Source organism: Planomicrobium stackebrandtii, assembly GCF_030814955.1.
GTDB lineage: Bacteria > Bacillota > Bacilli > Bacillales_A > Planococcaceae > Planococcus > Planococcus stackebrandtii.
Genome location: NZ_JAUSWB010000006.1, coordinates 66,991 through 86,166, shown reverse-complemented (window position 1 = coordinate 86,166; position 19,176 = coordinate 66,991). Strand labels below are relative to the sequence as shown.

General features: G+C 45.6%; 18 protein-coding genes. 14 read left to right on the top strand and 4 right to left on the bottom strand.

Annotated elements, in window-relative coordinates; all coding sequences use genetic code 11:
* The first annotated feature begins 13 nt into the window (after positions 1-13).
* The 6 genes from trpD (at position 14) to QOZ98_RS12135 (ending at position 5,538) form a co-directional block, all read left to right on the top strand.
* The gene (trpD, locus tag QOZ98_RS12160) at positions 14-1,006 is read left to right on the top strand and encodes an anthranilate phosphoribosyltransferase (RefSeq protein WP_308787700.1); all 993 of its coding nucleotides are present in this window, start codon (positions 14-16) and stop codon (positions 1,004-1,006) included.
* Entirely contained in the window at positions 1,003-1,776 is a 774-nt protein-coding gene (gene trpC / locus QOZ98_RS12155) for an indole-3-glycerol phosphate synthase TrpC (RefSeq protein WP_308787699.1), read from the top strand. Before trpD ends, trpC begins: the two co-directional genes overlap by 4 nt.
* Positions 1,773-3,569 carry a tryptophan synthase subunit beta gene (gene trpB, locus QOZ98_RS12150; protein ID WP_308787698.1) on the top strand — a complete coding sequence of 599 codons (1,797 nt, stop codon included), beginning with the start codon at positions 1,773-1,775 and terminating at the stop codon, positions 3,567-3,569. The genes trpC and trpB overlap by 4 nt, the downstream gene beginning before the upstream one ends.
* The gene (gene trpA / locus QOZ98_RS12145; protein WP_308787697.1) at positions 3,566-4,336 is read left to right on the top strand and encodes a tryptophan synthase subunit alpha; all 771 of its coding nucleotides are present in this window, start codon (positions 3,566-3,568) and stop codon (positions 4,334-4,336) included. The genes trpB and trpA overlap by 4 nt, the downstream gene beginning before the upstream one ends.
* A 20-nt stretch (positions 4,337-4,356) precedes the next feature.
* Entirely contained in the window at positions 4,357-4,947 is a 591-nt protein-coding gene (locus QOZ98_RS12140) for a DNA-3-methyladenine glycosylase (RefSeq protein ID WP_308787696.1), read from the top strand.
* A 69-nt stretch (positions 4,948-5,016) separates the two neighbouring features.
* The gene (locus QOZ98_RS12135; protein ID WP_142827310.1) at positions 5,017-5,538 is read left to right on the top strand and encodes a type 1 glutamine amidotransferase domain-containing protein; all 522 of its coding nucleotides are present in this window, start codon (positions 5,017-5,019) and stop codon (positions 5,536-5,538) included.
* A 124-nt stretch (positions 5,539-5,662) separates the two neighbouring features.
* Here the strand turns inward: QOZ98_RS12135 and QOZ98_RS12130 are convergent, their stop codons facing one another.
* Entirely contained in the window at positions 5,663-6,472 is an 810-nt protein-coding gene (locus QOZ98_RS12130; protein ID WP_308787695.1) for a GNAT family N-acetyltransferase, read from the bottom strand.
* A gap of 210 nt (positions 6,473-6,682) precedes the next feature.
* Between QOZ98_RS12130 and QOZ98_RS12125 the strand changes: the two genes are divergently transcribed.
* The 5 genes from QOZ98_RS12125 (at position 6,683) to QOZ98_RS12105 (ending at position 11,366) form a co-directional block, all read left to right on the top strand.
* The gene (locus QOZ98_RS12125; RefSeq protein ID WP_308787694.1) at positions 6,683-7,609 is read left to right on the top strand and encodes a manganese-dependent inorganic pyrophosphatase; all 927 of its coding nucleotides are present in this window, start codon (positions 6,683-6,685) and stop codon (positions 7,607-7,609) included.
* A 168-nt stretch (positions 7,610-7,777) separates the two neighbouring features.
* On the top strand, positions 7,778-8,140 hold the full coding sequence (locus QOZ98_RS12120) for a hypothetical protein (protein ID WP_308787693.1): 363 nt from the start codon (positions 7,778-7,780) through the stop codon (positions 8,138-8,140).
* A complete protein-coding gene (locus QOZ98_RS12115; RefSeq protein WP_308787692.1) occupies positions 8,130-8,840 on the top strand; it encodes a DsbA family oxidoreductase in 711 nt (236 codons plus the stop codon). The genes QOZ98_RS12120 and QOZ98_RS12115 overlap by 11 nt, the downstream gene beginning before the upstream one ends.
* Positions 8,841-8,948: 108 nt before the next feature.
* On the top strand, positions 8,949-9,587 hold the full coding sequence (locus tag QOZ98_RS12110; protein ID WP_308787691.1) for an FMN-dependent NADH-azoreductase: 639 nt from the start codon (positions 8,949-8,951) through the stop codon (positions 9,585-9,587).
* Between the two features lie 234 nt (positions 9,588-9,821).
* Entirely contained in the window at positions 9,822-11,366 is a 1,545-nt protein-coding gene (locus QOZ98_RS12105) for an FAD-dependent oxidoreductase (RefSeq protein ID WP_407676711.1), read from the top strand.
* 172 nt (positions 11,367-11,538) lie between these two features.
* Here QOZ98_RS12105 and QOZ98_RS12100 read toward each other — a convergent pair whose 3' ends face one another.
* Entirely contained in the window at positions 11,539-12,060 is a 522-nt protein-coding gene (locus tag QOZ98_RS12100) for a YceI family protein (RefSeq protein WP_308787690.1), read from the bottom strand.
* A gap of 202 nt (positions 12,061-12,262) precedes the next feature.
* Between QOZ98_RS12100 and murB the strand changes: the two genes are divergently transcribed.
* Together murB and QOZ98_RS12090 are read left to right on the top strand one after the other, a co-directional pair.
* The gene (gene murB, locus QOZ98_RS12095; RefSeq protein WP_308787689.1) at positions 12,263-13,180 is read left to right on the top strand and encodes a UDP-N-acetylmuramate dehydrogenase; all 918 of its coding nucleotides are present in this window, start codon (positions 12,263-12,265) and stop codon (positions 13,178-13,180) included.
* Between the two features lie 137 nt (positions 13,181-13,317).
* Positions 13,318-15,684 (top strand): penicillin acylase family protein, encoded by a 2,367-nt coding sequence (locus tag QOZ98_RS12090; RefSeq protein WP_308787688.1) that lies wholly within the window; start codon positions 13,318-13,320, stop codon positions 15,682-15,684.
* A gap of 290 nt (positions 15,685-15,974) precedes the next feature.
* Here QOZ98_RS12090 and QOZ98_RS12085 read toward each other — a convergent pair whose 3' ends face one another.
* Positions 15,975-16,586 carry an FMN-binding negative transcriptional regulator gene (locus tag QOZ98_RS12085; RefSeq protein WP_308787687.1) on the bottom strand — a complete coding sequence of 204 codons (612 nt, stop codon included), beginning with the start codon at positions 16,584-16,586 and terminating at the stop codon, positions 15,975-15,977.
* A 76-nt stretch (positions 16,587-16,662) separates the two neighbouring features.
* Positions 16,663-17,289 (bottom strand): LysE family translocator, encoded by a 627-nt coding sequence (locus tag QOZ98_RS12080; protein WP_308787686.1) that lies wholly within the window; start codon positions 17,287-17,289, stop codon positions 16,663-16,665.
* A 152-nt stretch (positions 17,290-17,441) separates the two neighbouring features.
* On the opposite strand from QOZ98_RS12080, the gene pdxR reads away from it, so the two are divergent.
* The gene (gene pdxR / locus QOZ98_RS12075) at positions 17,442-18,821 is read left to right on the top strand and encodes a MocR-like pyridoxine biosynthesis transcription factor PdxR (RefSeq protein ID WP_308787685.1); all 1,380 of its coding nucleotides are present in this window, start codon (positions 17,442-17,444) and stop codon (positions 18,819-18,821) included.
* The last annotated feature ends 355 nt before the right edge of the window (positions 18,822-19,176 follow it).

Sequence of the window (19,176 nt, the reverse complement as noted above, 5' to 3'; positions counted from 1 at the left end):
AGGAGAGATTAGGATGAGCAGAGCAGAGAATATGAGTGAACAATTGATGTATGAAAAATCGTTGGAAATTCTGGACGGTACAATAGATGAGCAGCATGTGAAAAGTTTTTTATCCGATTTGCACGGAAAAGGCGAAACGGCTGATGAATTGGTCGGATTGGTCAAAGCGATGCGCGAAAAAGCGGTCAAACTTCCGGAGGTAGAGGGGGAACTGGTTGATGTTTGCGGAACTGGCGGAGACCGTTCCTACAGTTTCAACATCAGCACATTGACGGCTTTTGTCTTGGCTGGCTGTGGATTGACTGTTGCCAAGCATGGCAATCGCAGTGTTTCCAGCAAGACTGGCAGTTCCGATGTATTGGAAGCATTGGGCATTTCGACAAAATCGGATATTGCCTCAATTCCAGCGATGCTGGATCAGACTGGGATTGCGCTTTTATTTGCACCCGCTATCCACCCGGCACTTGGCGGCTTGCGCCGAATCCGCAAAGAAATTGGCACTCCGACTATCTTTAACTTGGTTGGGCCTTTGGCAAATCCATTGCCGATCACGGTTCAAATGACCGGTGTTTACCGTCTCGACATGCTGGAGCCGATGGCCGATGCGCTCATTCGGCTAGGCAGAAAAAAAGGAGCATTGGTTCACGGGGCAGGTGGATTGGACGAATTGTCGCTTGCCGGCACTAATGAACTGATTGTTTTCGATGAACAGGGCAAGCGCAAAATGACGATCCATCCGAATGAAGTCGGTTTGGAAGTTGCCCCAATCGAAGCGATTCGAGGAGGAGACCCGGAGCGCAACGCTGAAATCTTTATGGACGTCTTATCAGGAACCGACAGTCCCTATTTGGATACAGTGGCACTGAATGCGGGAACCGTCCTGTATGTCAGTGGCAAGGCTAAAACCGTTGCGGAAGGTGTGCAGCAGGCAAAAGCATCAATCAAATCAGGCGAAACCGCGCGCGTCTTCGACTTGCACCGGTTAGCAGCGGAGGTATTTGTATGACCATATTGGATAAAATTATTGCCACTAAATATGAAGAAATAAAAACTTATAAACCGGTGGAGCCAAGCGCCATCGCTTTCCCGGAAAAATCAAAGCTGCTGCAGCATCTGCAGGAAAAAAACGGCGTGATTTCAGAAATAAAGCGCGCTTCCCCGTCTAAAGGGGATATCCAGACAAGAGTGGATGTTGTGGCACAGGCGAAAAAATACGAAGCAGCGGGAGCAGCCGCCATTTCAGTTCTCACTGATGAAACTTACTTTAAAGGATCGATTGATGACCTGCGCAAAGTAGCAGAAGCAGTGTCGATTCCTGTTTTATGCAAAGACTTTATGGTCAGCGAAATTCAGATTGACCGAGCACAACACGCTGGAGGCACCATCATCTTATTGATCGTGGCGGCACTCGAAAAGCAGAAGCTGCATAGTCTTTACCAATATGCCATTTCTAAAGGACTTGAAGTTTTGGTGGAAGTCCACGACGAAGAAGAACTGTATACAGCCTTAGAGCTGGATGCTAAGCTGATCGGCGTCAATAACCGCAACTTAAAGACGTTTGATGTATCGGTTGAACGGACCGCGCAATTGGCAGAGAAATTTCCATTTGACGGCGAACGGGTGCTGATCAGTGAGAGTGGGATGAATACAAAAGAAGATGCGAAGTTCGCTTTTGCCAGCGGCGCTTCAGGAATTTTGGTGGGCGAGGCATTGATGCGGTCTGAAGATCCGGGCAATTGGATTCGCCAGGCGACAAGTGAGGAGGCAATCCGATGACCAAAGTAAAAATCTGTGGTTTGAAAGAAGAACAGCATGTCAAAGCGGCAGAGCGGGCAGATGCTATCGGTTTTGTGTTTGCTCCAAGCAAACGCCAGGTGACGATTGAACAGGCGACTGAACTGGCCAAACACATTCCGGTAGATACCGATAAAATTGGTGTATTTGTTAATGCTTCTTTAGAAGAAATCGAAGACGCCATTGCACGAGTACCGTTGACGATGGTCCAATTGCACGGCGATGAGCCGGACGAGCTGGTCGGAGCGATTCAAGTCCCGGTTATCCAGGCGTTTTCCATCCGTAGGAAAGAAGATACAGATCAATTGAAGAAATCCATTGCTGATTATGTTTTGGTAGATGCTCCCGGTACCGATTATCGTGGAGGCAGCGGCAAAGTGTTCGATTGGTCCCTGCTCGATGGAGCCGATATTGATCCATCCCGCCTAATTGTAGCAGGGGGCTTGAAGCCGGAAAATGTTCATGCAGCCATCACGCAAACAACACCTTATATGGTCGATGTTTCAAGTGGCGTCGAAACAGACGGCCGCAAAGACACGGCAAAAATACAGGAATTCATAAAACAAGTAAAGGATGATTCGATGGAACAAACAATAGAGAAGGTTGGATTTTTCGGCAAATACGGCGGACAATTTGTACCGGAAACCTTGATGAAAGCCGTCAAAGAATTGGAAGATGCCTATAACGAGGTAAAAGAAGATCCTGAATTCCAAAAAGAATACCACCATTATTTATCCGAGTATGTTGGCCGCGAACAGCCGCTGACGTTTGCGCAACGCATGACAGAATCATTGGGTGGACCAAAAATCTACTTGAAGCGCGAAGACTTGAATCATACCGGCGCCCATAAAGTGAATAATGCAATTGGCCAAGCCTTGCTTGCCATGCGCATGGGCAAACGAAAAATTGTAGCAGAAACTGGAGCGGGCCAGCATGGTGTAGCGACAGCGACGATCTGTGCACTTTTTGATTTGGAATGCGTTATTTTCATGGGAGAAGAAGACATCAAACGCCAACAACTGAATGTTTTTCGCATGAAGCTGTTGGGAGCGCGTGTTGAAAGTGTTACAAAAGGCAGTGCAACTTTAAAAGATGCGGTCAATGAAGCCCTTCGCTACTGGGTTTCGAATGTAGAAGATACGCATTACCTGATCGGTTCGGCTCTTGGGCCGCATCCATTCCCGACGATGGTCCGCGATTTCCAAAGCGTCATCGGCGATGAAACAAAGCGTCAAATTTTGGAAAAAGAAGGTCGTTTGCCTGATGCCATTTTGGCATGCGTAGGCGGCGGCAGCAATGCGATCGGCATGTTTTATCCATTCATTAAAGATAAAGACGTTCAGCTGATTGGCGTTGAAGCAGCCGGTCAAGGTGTTGATACGGACAGGCATGCTGCGACTTTAACAAAAGGGACAGAAGGCGTACTCCACGGCGCTATGATGAAATTGCTTCAGGACGATGCGGGGCAGGTACAGGAAGCGCACTCTATTTCTGCGGGACTCGATTACCCGGGAATTGGGCCGGAACATGCTTATTTAGCGGATATCGGCCGTGTCGAATACCGTTCGATTACAGATAAAGAAGCGCTTGATGCGGTCATCAGCATGTCCCGCCTTGAAGGAATCATTCCTGCGCTTGAATCGGCACATGCAATTGCAGAAGCTGAAAAGCAAGCCAAGACGATGACTGCCGATCAGATTCTGGTGATTTGCGTATCAGGACGCGGCGACAAGGATATGGCGACGTATGCTGAAAAACTGGAGGGACTGTCATGAAACGACTGGAACAGCTGAAGAATTCAGGAAATAAGGCGTTTGTCGCCTACATCATGGCAGGCGATGGCGGCCTTGGCCGTTTGAAAGAGCAAGTGCAGTATTTACAGGGAGCGGGAGTAACGGCCATTGAAATCGGCATCCCATTCTCTGACCCGGTAGCGGACGGACCGACGATCGAAGCGGCAGGCAACCGTGCCTTGAAACACGGCGTCACACTGCAGAAAGTGCTGGAAGAAATGAAAAGCTGGACTTTCCAGGTTGAAATTCCACTGCTGATTATGACTTATCTGAACCCGGTGCTGAAATTTGGCGTGGAACGTTTTGCATCTGAATGCAGCAAGGCTGGAGTTTCGGCTGTCATTATCCCGGATCTTCCTTATGAACATAAAGAATTGGTGCAGCCCCATACAGATAAAGAGGGCATCAAATTGATCCAGCTGGTGACCTTGACGACGACCGATGTGCGGCTGGCTGATATTCTCAGCGGAGCGGAAGGGTTTGTCTATGCAGTAACGGTCAAAGGCATAACCGGATCACGCGATGAAATGTCGGAAGATGTTAAAGCCTTTATGCGCAAAGTCCGGGAGAAAAGCCCGGTTCCGGTTTACGCTGGATTTGGAATTTCAAAAAGCAGCCACGTCGACATGCTGCGTGATGATGTAGACGGCTTTATTGTCGGAAGTGCCATTGTGGAAGCTTTCAACGATAATAGAATCCAGGAAATCGAACCGCTTATCAATGCGGTGACTGCCACCCATTCGGTATAATGCCGATAGGAGGAGATGTTATGTTTACACCAGTCACTGCTGAATTTTTCCATGCTCCGACATTGGAGCTATCCCGGAAATTGCTTGGCCAAATCCTGGTTCATGAATTGCCGGAAGGCATTGTTGCGGGGCGCATCGTGGAAACTGAAGCTTACATGGGTGCGGAAGATCGGGCTGCCCATAGTTTTGGCAACCGGCGCACCAAACGCACTGAAATCATGTTCGGCAAACCCGGGCTCGTTTATACCTACCAAATGCACACCCATACATTGATCAATGTCGTCAGCGGACCAGTAGATACTCCACGGGCGATTTTGATTCGTGCAGTTGAACCGGTAGAAGGCATAGAGCTGATGGCGGAACGGCGCGGCAAGCATATGCCGATGAAGAATTGGACCAGTGGACCTGGAAAACTGACCAAGGCAATGGCCATCACCATGGATCACTATGGCAGCCATTTTTCTGAGAAGCCGCTTTATATTGCGCAAGGAGATCCCGTTCATGCCGTATCGGTCGGACCGAGAGTCGGGATTGGGAATTCGCTTGAAGCGGTCGACTATCCATATCGTTTTTGGGAGACAGAAAATCCCTTTGTCTCGAAATTTCGCTAGTTCTGTGTTTAATGTCATCTTTTGGTGGAATACTGAAAGAGAATGATTAAACAGAAGGAGTGGTAGAAAGTGGCAAAAATCGCAACTTTAATTACAGACATGTTCGAAGATGTGGAATATACAGATCCGTCGAAAGCGTTTAATGATGCGGGTCACGAAGTCTTCACTATCGAAAAAGAAGCGGGCAAAGAAGTAACGGGCAAACAAGGCGAAGCTGTTGTCACCATAGATAAAGGCATTGACGATGTCAGCCCGGATGATTATGATGCACTATTCTTGCCAGGCGGATTTTCTCCAGACCAATTACGTGCGGATGATCGTTTTGTAGCATTTACAAAAGCGTTCATGGATGCGAAAAAACCGGTCTTTGCAATTTGTCATGGACCTCAATTATTGATAACGGCCAAAGCGCTGGAAGGCCGTAAAGCGACAGGCTTTAAATCGATTCAAGTCGATATGGAATATGCAGGAGCTACTGTAGTCGATGAAGAAGTGGCGGTGTGCCAGGACCAACTGGTTACGAGCCGCCAGCCGGATGACCTTCCGGCGTTCAATCGCGAATCCTTGCGTTTGTTGGAAAAATTAGCTTAATAAAAATAAAGCCCGAATCAGCTAGGCTGGTTCGGGTTTTGTTTTGGAGAAAATGTTGAGTCGCATGGCTTTCCGAAAATTAAATCCATTGAAAAAGGAGTATGCCGAGGCACACTCCTTTTTTCTAATCCAAAAACTTCGCTAAATAAATTTCGTTATGTGGTTTGCCGTTTATCATCATGGATTTTTGGCGGATGCCTTCAGATTCAAAACCGGCTTTTTCATACAGTTTGCGTGCCGGTGTGTTTTCTTCGACGACCGACAGTTCAAGCCGGCTGATGCCTTTATCCTTAGACCATTCAACTGCTTTATCAAGCAATGATTTGGCAATTCCTTTGCCTTGCGCTTCTTTTTGAAGGCCTAAATCGATAGTAGCCCTATGTGCAGCTCGTTTAGCATCGTTGCCCATAATCATCAAAAAGCCGACATGCTGACCGTTAAGGATAGCGATGATGATAGTCGAATGGCCGCTTTGTTTCCATTCAATGATTTGTTTACGGACTTTTTGAGTGGATTGTGTCCGTTCATCTTTAGCATACAGCATGAACTCGGACTCGGATTCCACTGTTTTCTGCAAAGCAGCGAGAGAGCGTGCATCTCCGTGCTCAGCAGTTCGGATCAGCAGGATGTCCTGATCTTCTTCATCTTGGCCTGAGCCGCTGCCATTTGAAAGATCGATCCTTTCAAAAACCACAAAGCGGTCAGGTTCAACATCGCTGACAAAGTAACCAGCGTCTACCCAGGCATGAAAGTGCTTTGCCGGCGCTTTTGTCTTTTTCCACCAGCTTTTATTTAAGTAGGCGGCATTGGGCAAATTCTGTCCCATAATTTGTTCGATCTCTGAAAATGTTAGCTTTATTGAGGGATTCGTCGCTCCGGAGAAATAATCGGCCAGAGGAATGTATTTCTTTTCCAGTAAAATAGTCACAGGCATCTCTTCCTTCCACCTAACTTTGAATTAGTTAGTCATATTATACCATTAGCATGTGCTAAAGTACACAACGAATTTATAAAATACAGATAATTCTATAAACTTTATACTCTTTTAGGTTTATTTTTTATTGTTTAGCAGTTCGATTTTTTCAATTGCTGTACTTATGTTAGAATAAGCACAGAAACTAAGTTTTCCAGGAGGCTATTATTGATGTCAAATGTTTTAGTATTGGGTCATAAAAATCCGGACACCGACTCCATTTGTTCGGCCATTTCATACGCTTATTTAAAAAATGAAATGGGCATGGTTGCTGAACCGATTCGCTTAGGGGAAGTAAACAACGAAACGTTATTCGCATTGAAAACCTTCGAGTTCGATCAGCCGCGCCTGGTGAACCAGGTCGCTAAGGAAGCTTCACAGGTAATTTTGGTGGATCACAATGAACGCCAGCAAAGTGCAGAAGACCTCAATGAAGTTCAGGTGATTGAAGTGGTGGACCACCACCGGATTGCCAACTTTGAAACCACAGATCCACTTTTTTTCCGTGCGGAGCCGGTTGGCTGCACGACGACCATCATTTTGAAACTATTTAAAGAAAACGGCGTGGAAGTGCCGATGAATATCGCTGGCTTGATGCTTTCGGCCATTATTTCGGATACACTTCTTTTCAAATCGCCAACCTGTACGCCGCAAGATGTTGAAGCAGCCAAAGAACTGGCAAACATCGCTAACATTGATGTGCAAAAGTATGGCCTCGACTTATTGAAAGCGGGAGCTGATTTAAGCAATAAAACATTAGAGGATTTAATTTCATTGGACTCCAAGGAATTTGAAGCCGGCGACCGCCGATTTGAAGTTGCTCAAGTCAATGCCATTGATGTGGAAGAAGTCATGGTCCGTCAAAAAGAGCTTGAAGTGTTGATGGCAAACGCCATCGCTGCCAAAGGCTTAGATCTCTTTGTGTTTGCTGTTACGGATATTCTCAACAATAACTCAGTCGCCATTGTTCTTGGCGAAAGAGCAGGCATTATCGAAGGCGCCTTTAAATCTAGTGTAGTCAACAACCGCGTCTTGCTGCCGGGTGTTGTATCACGCAAAAAACAAATTGTTCCTGTCATTACAGAAGCATTAAACTGATTCCCTATGGGGAGTCAGTTTTTTTATGGTTTAATGGCTTGCCTTAAGCCCGTCGATTCAGGACAGGCGCCTGCGCTTTTCTTGTTGTCCAGACTCCGGCGCCCAGCTCTTTGGGTCATAAGCCAACCCAGCGGCGTGGCAAAGAACGCCACTCTGCTGGTCTGCCTTATGCCTGTCAGAGCTACATGGGCGCCTGCGCTTTTCTGGTTGTCCAGCTTTGGCGATCAGACCTTCGGGGTCATAAGCCACGCTGGCTATGCGGCTGAAAAGATGCCGCACAGCCAACGCGTCTTATGCCCGTCAGGTCTAGCTCGATCGCCTCCGCTTTTCTTATTGTCCAGCTTTGGCGCCTTGAATCTCGGGGTCTTAAGTCATCCCGGCTGTGTGGCAAAAAACGCCACTTCGCCGGTATGCCTTAAGCCCGTCGATTCAGGACAGGCGCCTCAGCTTTTCTTTTCACAGGCAAAAAAATTGAGCGCTGTTGTTTTCGTTGCTATAGTTAATGGCGAGGTGGATAACTATGAAAATTGAAGTTTGGTCAGATTATGTATGCCCATTCTGCTATATAGGCAAGCGGACTTTGGAAAAGGCGTTGGTTCAATCAGGTTTTGAAAGCCAGGCGGAGGTTTCATTTAAAGCTTATCAGCTGGATCCGAATACTCCGACCGATTCTGTTGTTTCGACTTATGAGAGTCTGGCGAAAAAATTTGGGAAAACTATGGAACAAGCAAAAGAAATGACTGAGGGAGTGGCGCAGCATGCCCGTTCTGTTGGTTTGGAATATGATTTCGATAACATGATGGAAGCCAATACATTGGCGGCCCATCGTTTAGCTAAATGGGCTGAAACCAAGGACAAAGATGCAGAACTGACTGAACAGCTTATGCATCAGTATTTTGTTGAAGCAAAAAACGTCAGCAATCACAGGGTTTTACTGAATATTGTGGAAGCGGTTGGACTATCAAGTAATGAGGCGGAACAAGTGCTGGAATCCGATCAATTCATGGCTGAGGTCCAGCTTGATATTGCTGAAGCCGGCCAAATCGGCGTACAAGGCGTACCGTTTTTTGTCATTAACCGCAAATATGCGATTTCAGGTGCCCAGCCATTGGAAGCATTTGTTGAGTCACTTGAACAAATTGCTGAAGAAGAAGGAATTCGCCCAAAGCTTAAGCCGATGGGCAAAAAGAAAACCAGCTATTGTACAGGGGATTCATGTGACGGACTTTAAGCCTGAGGCAGAGTAATTGACTTTTACTCTGCTTTTTCTTAAGATGAGAAAGTGCTTTTAATTTGAGATAAATAATTTTAATATAATTACAGAAGGAGTTTTAACCTAATGACAAATGTTTTAGTAGTAAAAGCAAATAACCGCCCTGCATCTGAAGGGGTTTCAAGCAAAATGTACGAGGTATTTATGGATTCAATCGGAATGGGCACAGAACTAGATGTTCATACATTCGACGTATTCAAAGAAGATATGCCGTATTTCGGCCAGGATTTCTTCAATGCAATGCAAAAATCGGCACAAGCTGAAGAAATGACAGAGTTGGAGCAACGCATTTTGACTGCTGCCAACAAAGCTATGGATGCATTCATGGATGCGGATGTCGTTGTATTTGCGTTCCCATTATGGAACAAAACAATTCCTGCACCATTGCAGACGTTTATCGATTACGTTTACCGTGCAGGCGTTACATTCAAATACACAGCTGAAGGCCCGGTCGGTCTAGTGCCTGAGAAAAAAGTCATTATCTTGAATGCGCGCGGCGGAGTTTATTCAACACCTGAAATGGCTCCTGCTGAAATGAGCGTTAACTATATCCGTTTGATCATGGATTTCTTCGGTATTACTGACATCGAAGAAGTAATCATCGAAGGACACAATATGTATCCGGATCGCGCGGAAGAAATCGTTGCTGAAGGCATGAAGCGCGTAGAGCAATCTGCAAATTCATTAGTAAAAGTAAACGCATAAATTTTCGGATGAAGGACTGCCCTTAAAGGGCGGTCCTTTTTTTCTGTTGGACAGTAAATCTGCCAGGTGGACAGTAAACTAGCAATGGCCGACAGTATTCTTGAAAGTTGGACAGTATTTCATTCGAGTTGGACAGTATATCCAAATAATTGGGAAGTTGAGGATCCAATAATTTGATTAAGATTTTTCAATAGGGGTAGACATTTATTAAAAGCTTATATGAGGAGGAATGGCATGGTGCAGAGTGATAACGTGAGTCGAGTTCCAGGAGAGCAGAAGTCATATTGGAGAGAATACAAGGATATTCCAAGTTATCCTGCTTTACAGGCAAACGAATCTACAGATATTGCAGTTGTTGGCGGGGGCATGGTCGGTATTATCAGTGCTTATCTACTAGCGAAAGCCGGCAGGAAAGTAACCTTAATCGATGCTGGGAAACTGGTTGATGGGGTAACAGGCAATACAACCGCGAAAATAACGGCACAGCATGGGCTTTTTTATTATCCTTTGGTCAAGCTGGTGGGCGAGGAAAAAGCAAAACTGTATTACCAGGCAAACATGGACGGCTTGAAATTCATTGAAGACACTGCCAATGAACTTGACATCGACTGTGATTTTTCTCATCACAATGCATTCGTCTATGCCAATACAGCTGCAGGAGCGAAGCTGGTTGAGAAAGAGGCAGAAGCTTACGAACAGCTGGGTATCGACGGCGAGCTGGCAAAAGACGAAGTAGAGTTGCCGTTTCAAGTAAAAGAAGCGGTGGTCATGCGCGGCCAGGCCCAATTCCATCCAGTGAAATTTTTGGCGGGATTGGTGAAAGAAATTGAACGGCTGGGCGGCAAAATTTATGAGCAGACCCGTGCCGTGAAGATTCTGAGCAAAAACGATCCGGTTATTCAAACTGAAAACCTGTCGCATTTGTCGTGCAACCAAGTCATTGTAGCTACGCACTATCCATTCAATGATTTTGACGGTATGTACTTTTCGCGCTTATCGGTCAAACGCTCGTATGCCATTGTAGCCAAAGTGAATGGCAAGATTCCGAATGATATGTATATCAGCGGTGATATGCCGTCCCGTTCCCTGCGCTATGTGCCGGGAGACAATGGGGAGAAGCTGCTGCTGATTGGCGGTGACGGCCATGCAACCGGAAAAAGTTCGAGCGAGACAATGGAACATTACCACAATCTTGAGAAGTTTGGCGAAGAGCATTTCGGCATCCAGGAGATTCCGTACCGCTGGTCAGCACAGGATATGACAACGCTCGACCAGATTCCTTATATCGGCACCATCACCGCGGGGTATGACAAGATCCTGGTGGCGACCGGTTTCCACAAATGGGGAATGTCAAACGGCGCATTGGCTGGCATGCTACTAACTGATCAAATTCTGGGCAAGGAAAATCACTACGCACCTGTTTTCAGTCCAACCCGGCCTAAAATGAAAGCGGTGGATGTTGCGAGTTTTGCGAAAGACAACGCTTCGGTTGCGAAAGAGTTGGTCAAAGGGAAACTGAAAAGAGCTTCCAAAACCGTTGAGGACCTTGGCAAAGACGAAGGCTCGCTGGTTAAAGTCGGCAAGAAAAAGGCTGGCGGCTACCGGGACGAATACGGCCAAGTCCATCTTGTGGATACGGCATGCACCCATATGGGATGCGAAGTCAACTGGAATGACGCCGAGCGTTCTTGGGACTGCCCTTGCCACGGCTCCCGCTTCTCCTATACAGGAGATGTATTGAATGGGCCAGCGGTTAAGCCGCTGAAGAAAATAGAATAGGAATACTGAAAAGCGAAAGCGCCCGTATAGCTCTGCCAGGCATAAGACGCGCTGGCGAAGCGGCGTACTTTGCCGCACAGCCAGAGTGGCATTTGCCCAAAAGAGACCGTATAAAACTAAAAAAAAGCAGTGCGAGGAATTTTCCTCGCACTGCTTTTTGAATGTCTCTTTATTATGCTGGGTTGCCTTCTAATTCCAATGTGATTTTGATATCTTCGCCGACCATTACGCCGCCTGTTTCAAGTGCTTGGTTCCAAGTAAGGCCGAAATCTTTGCGGTTTACTTTGCCTTCTACATTGAACGCCACTACTTCAACGCCCCATGGGTTCGTGCCTTTGCCGCCGTATTCTACTTCGAAAGTAGCCGGGCGCGTAACGCCTTTCATCGTAAGGTCGCCAGTCAATTCGTATTCGCCATCGTTCTTAACAATGTCATTGGCTTTGAATGTGATGTATGGGAATTGCTCAGCATCAAAGAAATCAGCAGAGCGCAAGTGGTTGTCGCGGTCTGTGTTGTTAGTGTTGATGCTTGCTACGTCAATTTTAAAGTCGATCAACGCGCCTTGAAGATTTTCTTCGTTTGCTTCAACGACTGCTTCATAAGATGTAAAAGAGCCTTTTACTTTCGAGATCATCATGTGTTTTACAGAAAATCCGATTTCTGAGTGTGCTGTGTCTACTGTCCATTTTTTCATGTTAAATTCCTCCTAGAAATATTGTTCTGAATTAAATATAACGCCAATAAATCTCAAAGTCAATAGTTATTAATTAATAATTCTCGAATTCGAGACATTATTTTATTGGACTTTTGGCCTGAACCTTGCTATATTGCTTGTCAAATCGGGATGAAAATTGGATACTAGTAGAAGCTATAAGTTTAGAAGGGATTTGCTTTAGATGACGAAAGAACAATGGTTGACGGATTTACGCGATTTTTTGACAGATGATCACGTCAAAATGGATGAACCGCTACACCTTCATACATTAACTAAAATGGGTGGGCCGGCTGATATTTTTGTGTCACCGACAACTGAAGATGAAACTGCTTTTGCAGTAAAATATGCATACACAAATAACATTCCTTTGCTGCTTCTCGGAAACGGATCAAATATGGTCGTCCGGGACGGAGGATTTCGTGGAATTGTCCTGACTTTAAAAAGTCTGCAGGCGATCCGCATAGAGGGTACAAGAGTTTATGCCCAGGGTGGAGCGAACATCAAAAAGGTATCAAAAGTTGCGGCAGCCAACCAACTGACCGGTTTTGAATTTGCTTGCGGCATTCCGGGATCCATCGGCGGTGCCATGGCGATGAATGCAGGAGCTTACGGTGGAGAAATAAAAGATGTTATTATTCAAGCGACTGTTCTCTCTAAAGAAGGCGAGAAGCTGGTCTTATCCAAAGAAGATTTGGAGCTTGACTACCGGAAGAGCATCATCACGAAAAAAGGATTTTATGTCTTGTCGGCCGAATTCGAGCTGGAAATCGGCAAGCAAACGGTTATCGATGCCAAGATGACTGAATTGACGTATCAGCGGGAAACGAAACAACCGCTGGAATTTCCTTCTGCAGGCAGTGTTTTCAAACGTCCACCCGGCAATTTCGCCGGAAAACTGATTCAGGACAGCGGCCTTCAGGGGCGGGGCTTTGGCGGAGCAGAAGTCTCTACGAAGCACGCCGGTTTTATTGTGAATAAAAACAATGCATCGGCCAATGACTATATCAAAACGATTGAAATGGTCAAAGCGGCTGTGCAAGAGAAGTTCGGTATTGATTTAGAGCTGGAAGTGAAAATTGTCGGAGAAGATCAAGTTTGATTCCAAAAGATGTCCCTTAGCCGGGGCATCTTTTTTTGTGGAGAACTGAATTGGCGTATACGATTTTGTGCTTTTAAAAAAAGGGATTTATCCTTCGTCAGTCGAATGAAACATCATAAGAAGAAGGGGGCAAGGCAATGGGGGAGAAAGTGAAAAGCAGAAGGTGGCTAAAATGGCTTTTGGTTGTTCTGGGCGTTCTTGTCGCAGTTGCGGCAGCGGCACTCATTTTTGTAAACGTTTACATAGGGAAGTCCAAGCCGGTTATTGAAGGCGAAGCGGCAGTCGCGATACTCGACAGCGATGTGTCGGTCATCCGTGATGTTATTGGCGTGCCGCATATCCAGGCAGAGACAGATGCTGATCTCTACCGGGCACAGGGATATGTCCAGGCACAGGACCGGATGTTCCAGATGGACCTGTCCCGCAGACAGGCTAGCGGCCAATTGGCAGAGGTGATCGGCGCAGATGCAGTCGATACCGATAAGTTTTTCCGGACCTTCAGTTTGGGGGATGCTGCGGAAAAATCATGGGATGGCTATGACGCAGAAGCCAAACAGGTTTTAGAGTGGTATGCAGAAGGGGTTAACGCCTATATGGAAGAGGCAAAAGCCAATGGCAAGTTAAGCTTTGAGTTTGCCTTGCTTGGCTATGAGCCGGAGGAGTGGACACCTGTCGACTCACTGACAATCGGCAAGTTCATGGCCTATGACCTCGGCGGCCACTGGAATACACTTGCAGTCCGCCACTGGGCATTGAATGAATTCCCGGAAGACAAAGCCCGTGAGCTGTTTATCTCTTACCCGGAAATTGCACCGGCGATTTTGGCAGCAAACAAGGAGCAGCCAGTCCAGGTAGCTGGGGAATTCGATGCTTCGGTTATTCCGCCTGAATTTAACGGCAGCAACAACTGGGTGGTGTCAGGAGACAAAACGGCAAGCGGAAAACCATTGCTAGCGGATGATCCGCATCTTGGACTCAGCACGCCGTCGATCTGGTACCAAATGCATTTGGAGTCGCCTGAACAAAATGTCAGCGGCGTTATTTTTGCTGGCATTCCCGGGATCATTCTGGGGCATAACGAGGAAATCGCCTGGGGCGTCACCAATGTCGGCCCCGACGTTCAGGATCTTTACATCGAAACGCCCAATCCCGAAGATCCGACACAGTTCCAGTATGAAGGCCAGTGGGAACAGGCAGAAGTCAGAGATGAACCGATCAAAGTAAAGGACGGGGAAACGGAAGATTTTGAAGTGGTAGTAACAAGGCATGGCCCTGTCGTTTCGAATGTCCTGTACGACGAAGAGGAAACAGATGCTGTCTTTTCGATGCAGTGGACCGCTCTGGAGCCGACACTCGAACTGCAGGCCGTTCTGAACTTTAATAAAGCATCCAATTGGGAAGAGTTTGAACTGGCGCTGGAAGATTTCCAGGCTCCTGCCCAAAACTTTGTTTTTGCTTCTACAGATGGCACAATCGCTTATAAAGCGAACGGCCGCATCCCAATCCGCAAATCCGGGGACGGCCAGTTGCCGGTTCCGGGAGATTCTGCAGAATACGGCTGGGAAGGTTATGTGCCTTTTGATGAATTGCCGTCTGCGGTCAATCCGGAAAGCGGGTTTATTGCTACAGCGAACAACGAAGTGATTGATGAGTCCTACCCTTATCACATCACCGATTTTTGGGCGCAGCCCTATCGCTACGAGAGGATTGCCGAAGTGCTGGAAGCATCGGATGATCTGACAGCGCAGGATATGATGGAGCTGCAGATGGACCAGCAAAATTTATATGCAGCTGAGTTTTTAGGGGATATGATTTCCACTGTGCGCAATGAAACCAATGAATACGATGAGGTCCTCACCATGCTTGAAGGGTGGGATCAGGTCGACAGTCAAGATCAGGCCGCACCGCTGGTTTTCCATAAATGGATGAAGCAGCTGCCGGAAACGCTATTGGCAGATGAATTTCCAGAAGACGTTTTCGATATGCTGGCGGGCAAAAATCACATTACGGATGAAATGATGCGAAGTGCATTTGCCGGGGAAGAAGGCGTTTGGGTTACGGAATATGGCGGCGCCGAAAAATGGCTTGTCGATTCACTAGAGGCAGCAATTGCGGAAATTGAAGAAGAACAGGGAAATGACACAGCCAAATGGGCATGGGGAGACCACCATCAATTGACATTCCCGCATCCGCTTGCAGGTGCCTCTGCAATTTTTGCCGAGTTCCTTAACCCGAGCCCTGTACCGATCGGGGGATCCAACATTACCGTTCAGGCCGCAGCATCCACACCAGAAGGCGAAGTCGATCACGGAGCCTCCTGGCGTTTTGTGGCGGATCTTGCTGATTTATCAAGTGCCTATCATATTGTCGGGCCTGGACTAAGTGGACATATGAAATCAGATTACTTCCACAACCAAGTGGATGACTGGGCAGAAGGCAGATTCCATGAAACCGAAATTATGGAGGATATTGAAGGGGCGACATTAATTTTAAAGGCTCAGTAAGTTATACCGAAAACCGTTCGTAAAAGTGTATGCAAATAAGGGAACGTTCGTAAAGTGTTTTTACACGTTTACGAACGTTTTTTTGTGCCGATTTTCAGATGTTTTGAAGCGTTCGTAAAGGTGTACTTTTACGAACGGTTCTACTGTAAGTTATAAACTAACTGAGATTAACAGTTACGATTAATTCTACTTTCAATCTATCAGGACAATACAAAAAAGCTATTGCTCTGAAAAAGATTATTCTTAGAACAATAGCTTTTTGTATTTTTAAGATTGGCTTACAGGTAACTCTATAATCTTTTTTTCATCAGTTCCGCCATTTGACTTGAATCAGGATTCTTCTCATGTTGTAATTGCTCAACGATATTCCGATAATCCGATTCATTCCGGTTCTGGCTCATTTTATAGGCAGCCTGAATTTCTCCTATCTTAATCTTAAATCCAACAATCCCCTTTATTTCTTTTTCCAATAAAGAAGTAGAGAGTTTATCCCAAAGAACCGGGTTCTCACGATGTTTCTCGTATTTTTCCAGCAGCTTTGTCAGGTCCTGTTTCAATGCTTCTTCGTCTAAAATGGTGGCAGGTCCATATACATGAACAGCCTGGTAGTTCCAGGTTGGGACATTTTCCTGTTCATACCAGGAGGAAGAGATGTAAGCGTGCGGACCTTGGAACATAACCAAGACTTCTTCAGAGGTGTCGAATGTCCGCCACTGCGGATTACCGTATGCCATATGTCCGGTTATATAGTACTCCTCGTCTTCCTTTATTAACTGCAAGGGCAAGTGGGTCGCAATGGGTCTTCCTTTTCTATTTGTGACAAGCGTTCCAAAGGAATTCAGTTGAACAAATTCGCGGATCTCTTCAACATCGTTCACCTTATAATATTTTGGAATGTACATGATGGCATGCTCCTTTTTGTCTGAAATTGATGTTCTGAAAAATTTCGGAGAGGTTCTACTAACTTTGATAAAAAGATTATGGATTCAGGAAAACTACTTGCAAGCCAAGACCGATATAAAGCAAACCCAAAGCTTTTTGGCCCCACTTGTTGATTCCACTCCCACGTTTGATGAAATGCCCAATGCTTCCTGTAAAGACGGCTAAAATCGTTGTATAACCAACCGTTAAGGCCACAAAAATAACCCCTAACAGTAAAAATTGCGTGATGATTGATCCACTCTCCGGATGGACAAATTGCGGAAATAAAGCCAAAAAGAAAAGGGCTGTTTTCGGATTCAAAGCTTCTACTAATATGCCGTGCCTGTAGACTTTAAGCAGTGACGCCTGTACAATATCAGTTGTTTTTATGGATGATGCTTTCACCACTAATGCCTGAATGCCCATATAGATCAAATACGCTGCTCCGGCAACTTTTATGATCGTAAAAGCAGCAGGAGAAGTCAACAGAATAGCCGAGATTCCAACAGCGGCTACTAACACATGAAGAAAATCTCCCGTTGCAATGCCTAGGCCGGTTATAAAACCTGTTTTGGTTCCTTGATGAGCCGATCGGGTGATCAGCAACAAGACAGCAGGACCCGGGATTAAAAACAATCCGCAGACAACCAGAATAAATGCGCTCAACTCTGCGATACTTACCATCGAATCCCCTCATCCCTCTACATTCTCACCCTGAATATTTTTCAAATTACTTTTAAAGCTTATGGCTATCGGTTAGTCTCCATAGTAAGATAAGACGTGACATATAAAAAGGTACAAATAAAATAATTTAGACATGTCAGGGGTGATTTAGTATGAAAAATATCATTTTTGCTTTAGACAGTCACTCTCCTAAATACAAACAGATATACGAGCGATTTAAAGTATTGGTTGAACAGGAGGACCTACAGGAAAATGAACAATTGCCTTCCATTCGCCAATTGGCAGAGTCCTTGCAAGTCAGCCGTAATACGACCTTGATGGCCTATGAGCAGCTTGTAGCGGAAGGCTATGTCCGCGGAGAAGGGAGAAAAGGGTATTTTGTAAATGAATTAGAGCCAATTTTAGTTCAAAGCCCCTTCATTGCACATAATAAAAAGCAGGAAGAGACAGCAACGCCAGTCAAAATTGATTTCAAAGCAGGAGCCGTGGATCAAACCCATTTCCCCTTGAAAACTTGGAGAAGAATATCCAATCAAGTGTTAACATTGCAGGAGAGCTTTCAATACGGGGAACCCTTTGGTGAATTGAGTTTACGTGAGAAAATCGCCGCTTATTTATTCCAATCGCGCGGCGTGAAAATAGAGCCAAGTGCGATTGTTATCGGCAGTAGTACCCAACAACTGTTGATTCAACTAGGGAAAATCCTAAAGGAAAAGGGAAAGAGCATTATTATCGAAGACCCGGGTTATGACGGGGCAAAGGAAGCGTTTCGCTTTCATCGTTTCACGATTGAAACATTACCGGTTTATGAGACAGGGGCTAATTTTTCGCATTTGGAAGAATTGAAGTCGAATTTAATTTATGTAACCCCGTCCCATCAAAGTCCATTAGGGGTAAGCATGTCCATTCAGCAGCGGCAGATGCTTATTCATTGGGCGAACAGCAAAAATGGATTTATTATCGAAGATGATTATGACAGCGAGTTCCGCTATACGCAACAACCCTTCCCAGCACTGGCTTCCATTGATTCAACGAGAGTCATTTACCTGGGGAATTTCTCGAAGTCCTTTCTTCCGGGAATCCGCCTAAGTTATATGGTGCTGCCGCAGTCCCTAGTAAATCATTATAAAAATCAATTTCTTCAGTTCGAGAGTACCGCTTCACTCCTCAGCCAGCTGGCAATGGCCAAATTTATGGAAGAGGGTGAATGGAACCGCCATATTAAACGCATGCGACTTGTGTATAAGCGAAAAATGCAGTGCCTGGTTTCAGCATTAACAAAACACTTTAAACAAAAGTTATCCATTATCGGGGAACAGTCGGGGTTGTACGTCTTAGTGAAGGTGCATCTAAATTGTTCGGAAGAATGGTTGATAAAGCGTGCTTCCATGCATGGGGTTAGAGTGTATCCGACTTCCATCTATTTCATCAAAAACCATCCCACAGAAGCCATGATTAAACTTGGTTTCAGCAATCTTTCCTGTGGTGAAATCCAGGAAGGTGTAAAGCTTTTAAATGAAGCATGGACATAAAAACACCACAGGTTCTCTTAATTGTCTAAGAACTTGAAGGTTAAGGTCAGTAGGAGAAGGCTTGCCTCTTTTTTTACTTCTTTATTTATTCTTAGCTGTACATTAATTTAGAGGGAGAGTAAAGATAAGGTTTTCTTTTAAATTAAACATCGAAACTATGGATATGCTATTGGTGAAAGAAAGTTCACATATCCTGACGTTACCGGAAAAAATTCATAGACGAATGGAGAGAAGAGAGGTTAATCAATGCCTCTCTTCTCTCCATTTTGTCTGTAATCGTGTACTTTTACTAATGGTTATCAAGAAAACTTGTTAACACACAATTTAAATTTCTATTAAACAGACTTTTAGATAT

Excerpts from the sequence above, each read along its gene's own strand:
- trpD (WP_308787700.1), top strand. The coding sequence starts at position 14 with ATGAGCAGAGCAGAGAATATGAGTGAACAATTGATGTATGAAAAATCG.
- trpC (WP_308787699.1), top strand. The coding sequence starts at position 1,003 with ATGACCATATTGGATAAAATTATTGCCACTAAATATGAAGAAATAAAA.
- trpB (WP_308787698.1), top strand. The coding sequence starts at position 1,773 with ATGACCAAAGTAAAAATCTGTGGTTTGAAAGAAGAACAGCATGTCAAA.
- trpA (WP_308787697.1), top strand. The coding sequence starts at position 3,566 with ATGAAACGACTGGAACAGCTGAAGAATTCAGGAAATAAGGCGTTTGTC.
- QOZ98_RS12140 (WP_308787696.1), top strand. The coding sequence starts at position 4,357 with ATGTTTACACCAGTCACTGCTGAATTTTTCCATGCTCCGACATTGGAG.
- QOZ98_RS12130 (WP_308787695.1), bottom strand. The coding sequence starts at position 6,472 with ATGCCTGTGACTATTTTACTGGAAAAGAAATACATTCCTCTGGCCGAT.
- QOZ98_RS12125 (WP_308787694.1), top strand. The coding sequence starts at position 6,683 with ATGTCAAATGTTTTAGTATTGGGTCATAAAAATCCGGACACCGACTCC.
- QOZ98_RS12120 (WP_308787693.1), top strand. The coding sequence starts at position 7,778 with ATGCCTGTCAGAGCTACATGGGCGCCTGCGCTTTTCTGGTTGTCCAGC.
- QOZ98_RS12115 (WP_308787692.1), top strand. The coding sequence starts at position 8,130 with ATGAAAATTGAAGTTTGGTCAGATTATGTATGCCCATTCTGCTATATA.
- QOZ98_RS12110 (WP_308787691.1), top strand. The coding sequence starts at position 8,949 with ATGACAAATGTTTTAGTAGTAAAAGCAAATAACCGCCCTGCATCTGAA.
- QOZ98_RS12105 (WP_407676711.1), top strand. The coding sequence starts at position 9,822 with ATGGTGCAGAGTGATAACGTGAGTCGAGTTCCAGGAGAGCAGAAGTCA.
- QOZ98_RS12100 (WP_308787690.1), bottom strand. The coding sequence starts at position 12,060 with ATGAAAAAATGGACAGTAGACACAGCACACTCAGAAATCGGATTTTCT.
- murB (WP_308787689.1), top strand. The coding sequence starts at position 12,263 with ATGACGAAAGAACAATGGTTGACGGATTTACGCGATTTTTTGACAGAT.
- QOZ98_RS12090 (WP_308787688.1), top strand. The coding sequence starts at position 13,318 with ATGGGGGAGAAAGTGAAAAGCAGAAGGTGGCTAAAATGGCTTTTGGTT.
- QOZ98_RS12085 (WP_308787687.1), bottom strand. The coding sequence starts at position 16,586 with ATGTACATTCCAAAATATTATAAGGTGAACGATGTTGAAGAGATCCGC.
- QOZ98_RS12080 (WP_308787686.1), bottom strand. The coding sequence starts at position 17,289 with ATGGTAAGTATCGCAGAGTTGAGCGCATTTATTCTGGTTGTCTGCGGA.
- pdxR (WP_308787685.1), top strand. The coding sequence starts at position 17,442 with ATGAAAAATATCATTTTTGCTTTAGACAGTCACTCTCCTAAATACAAA.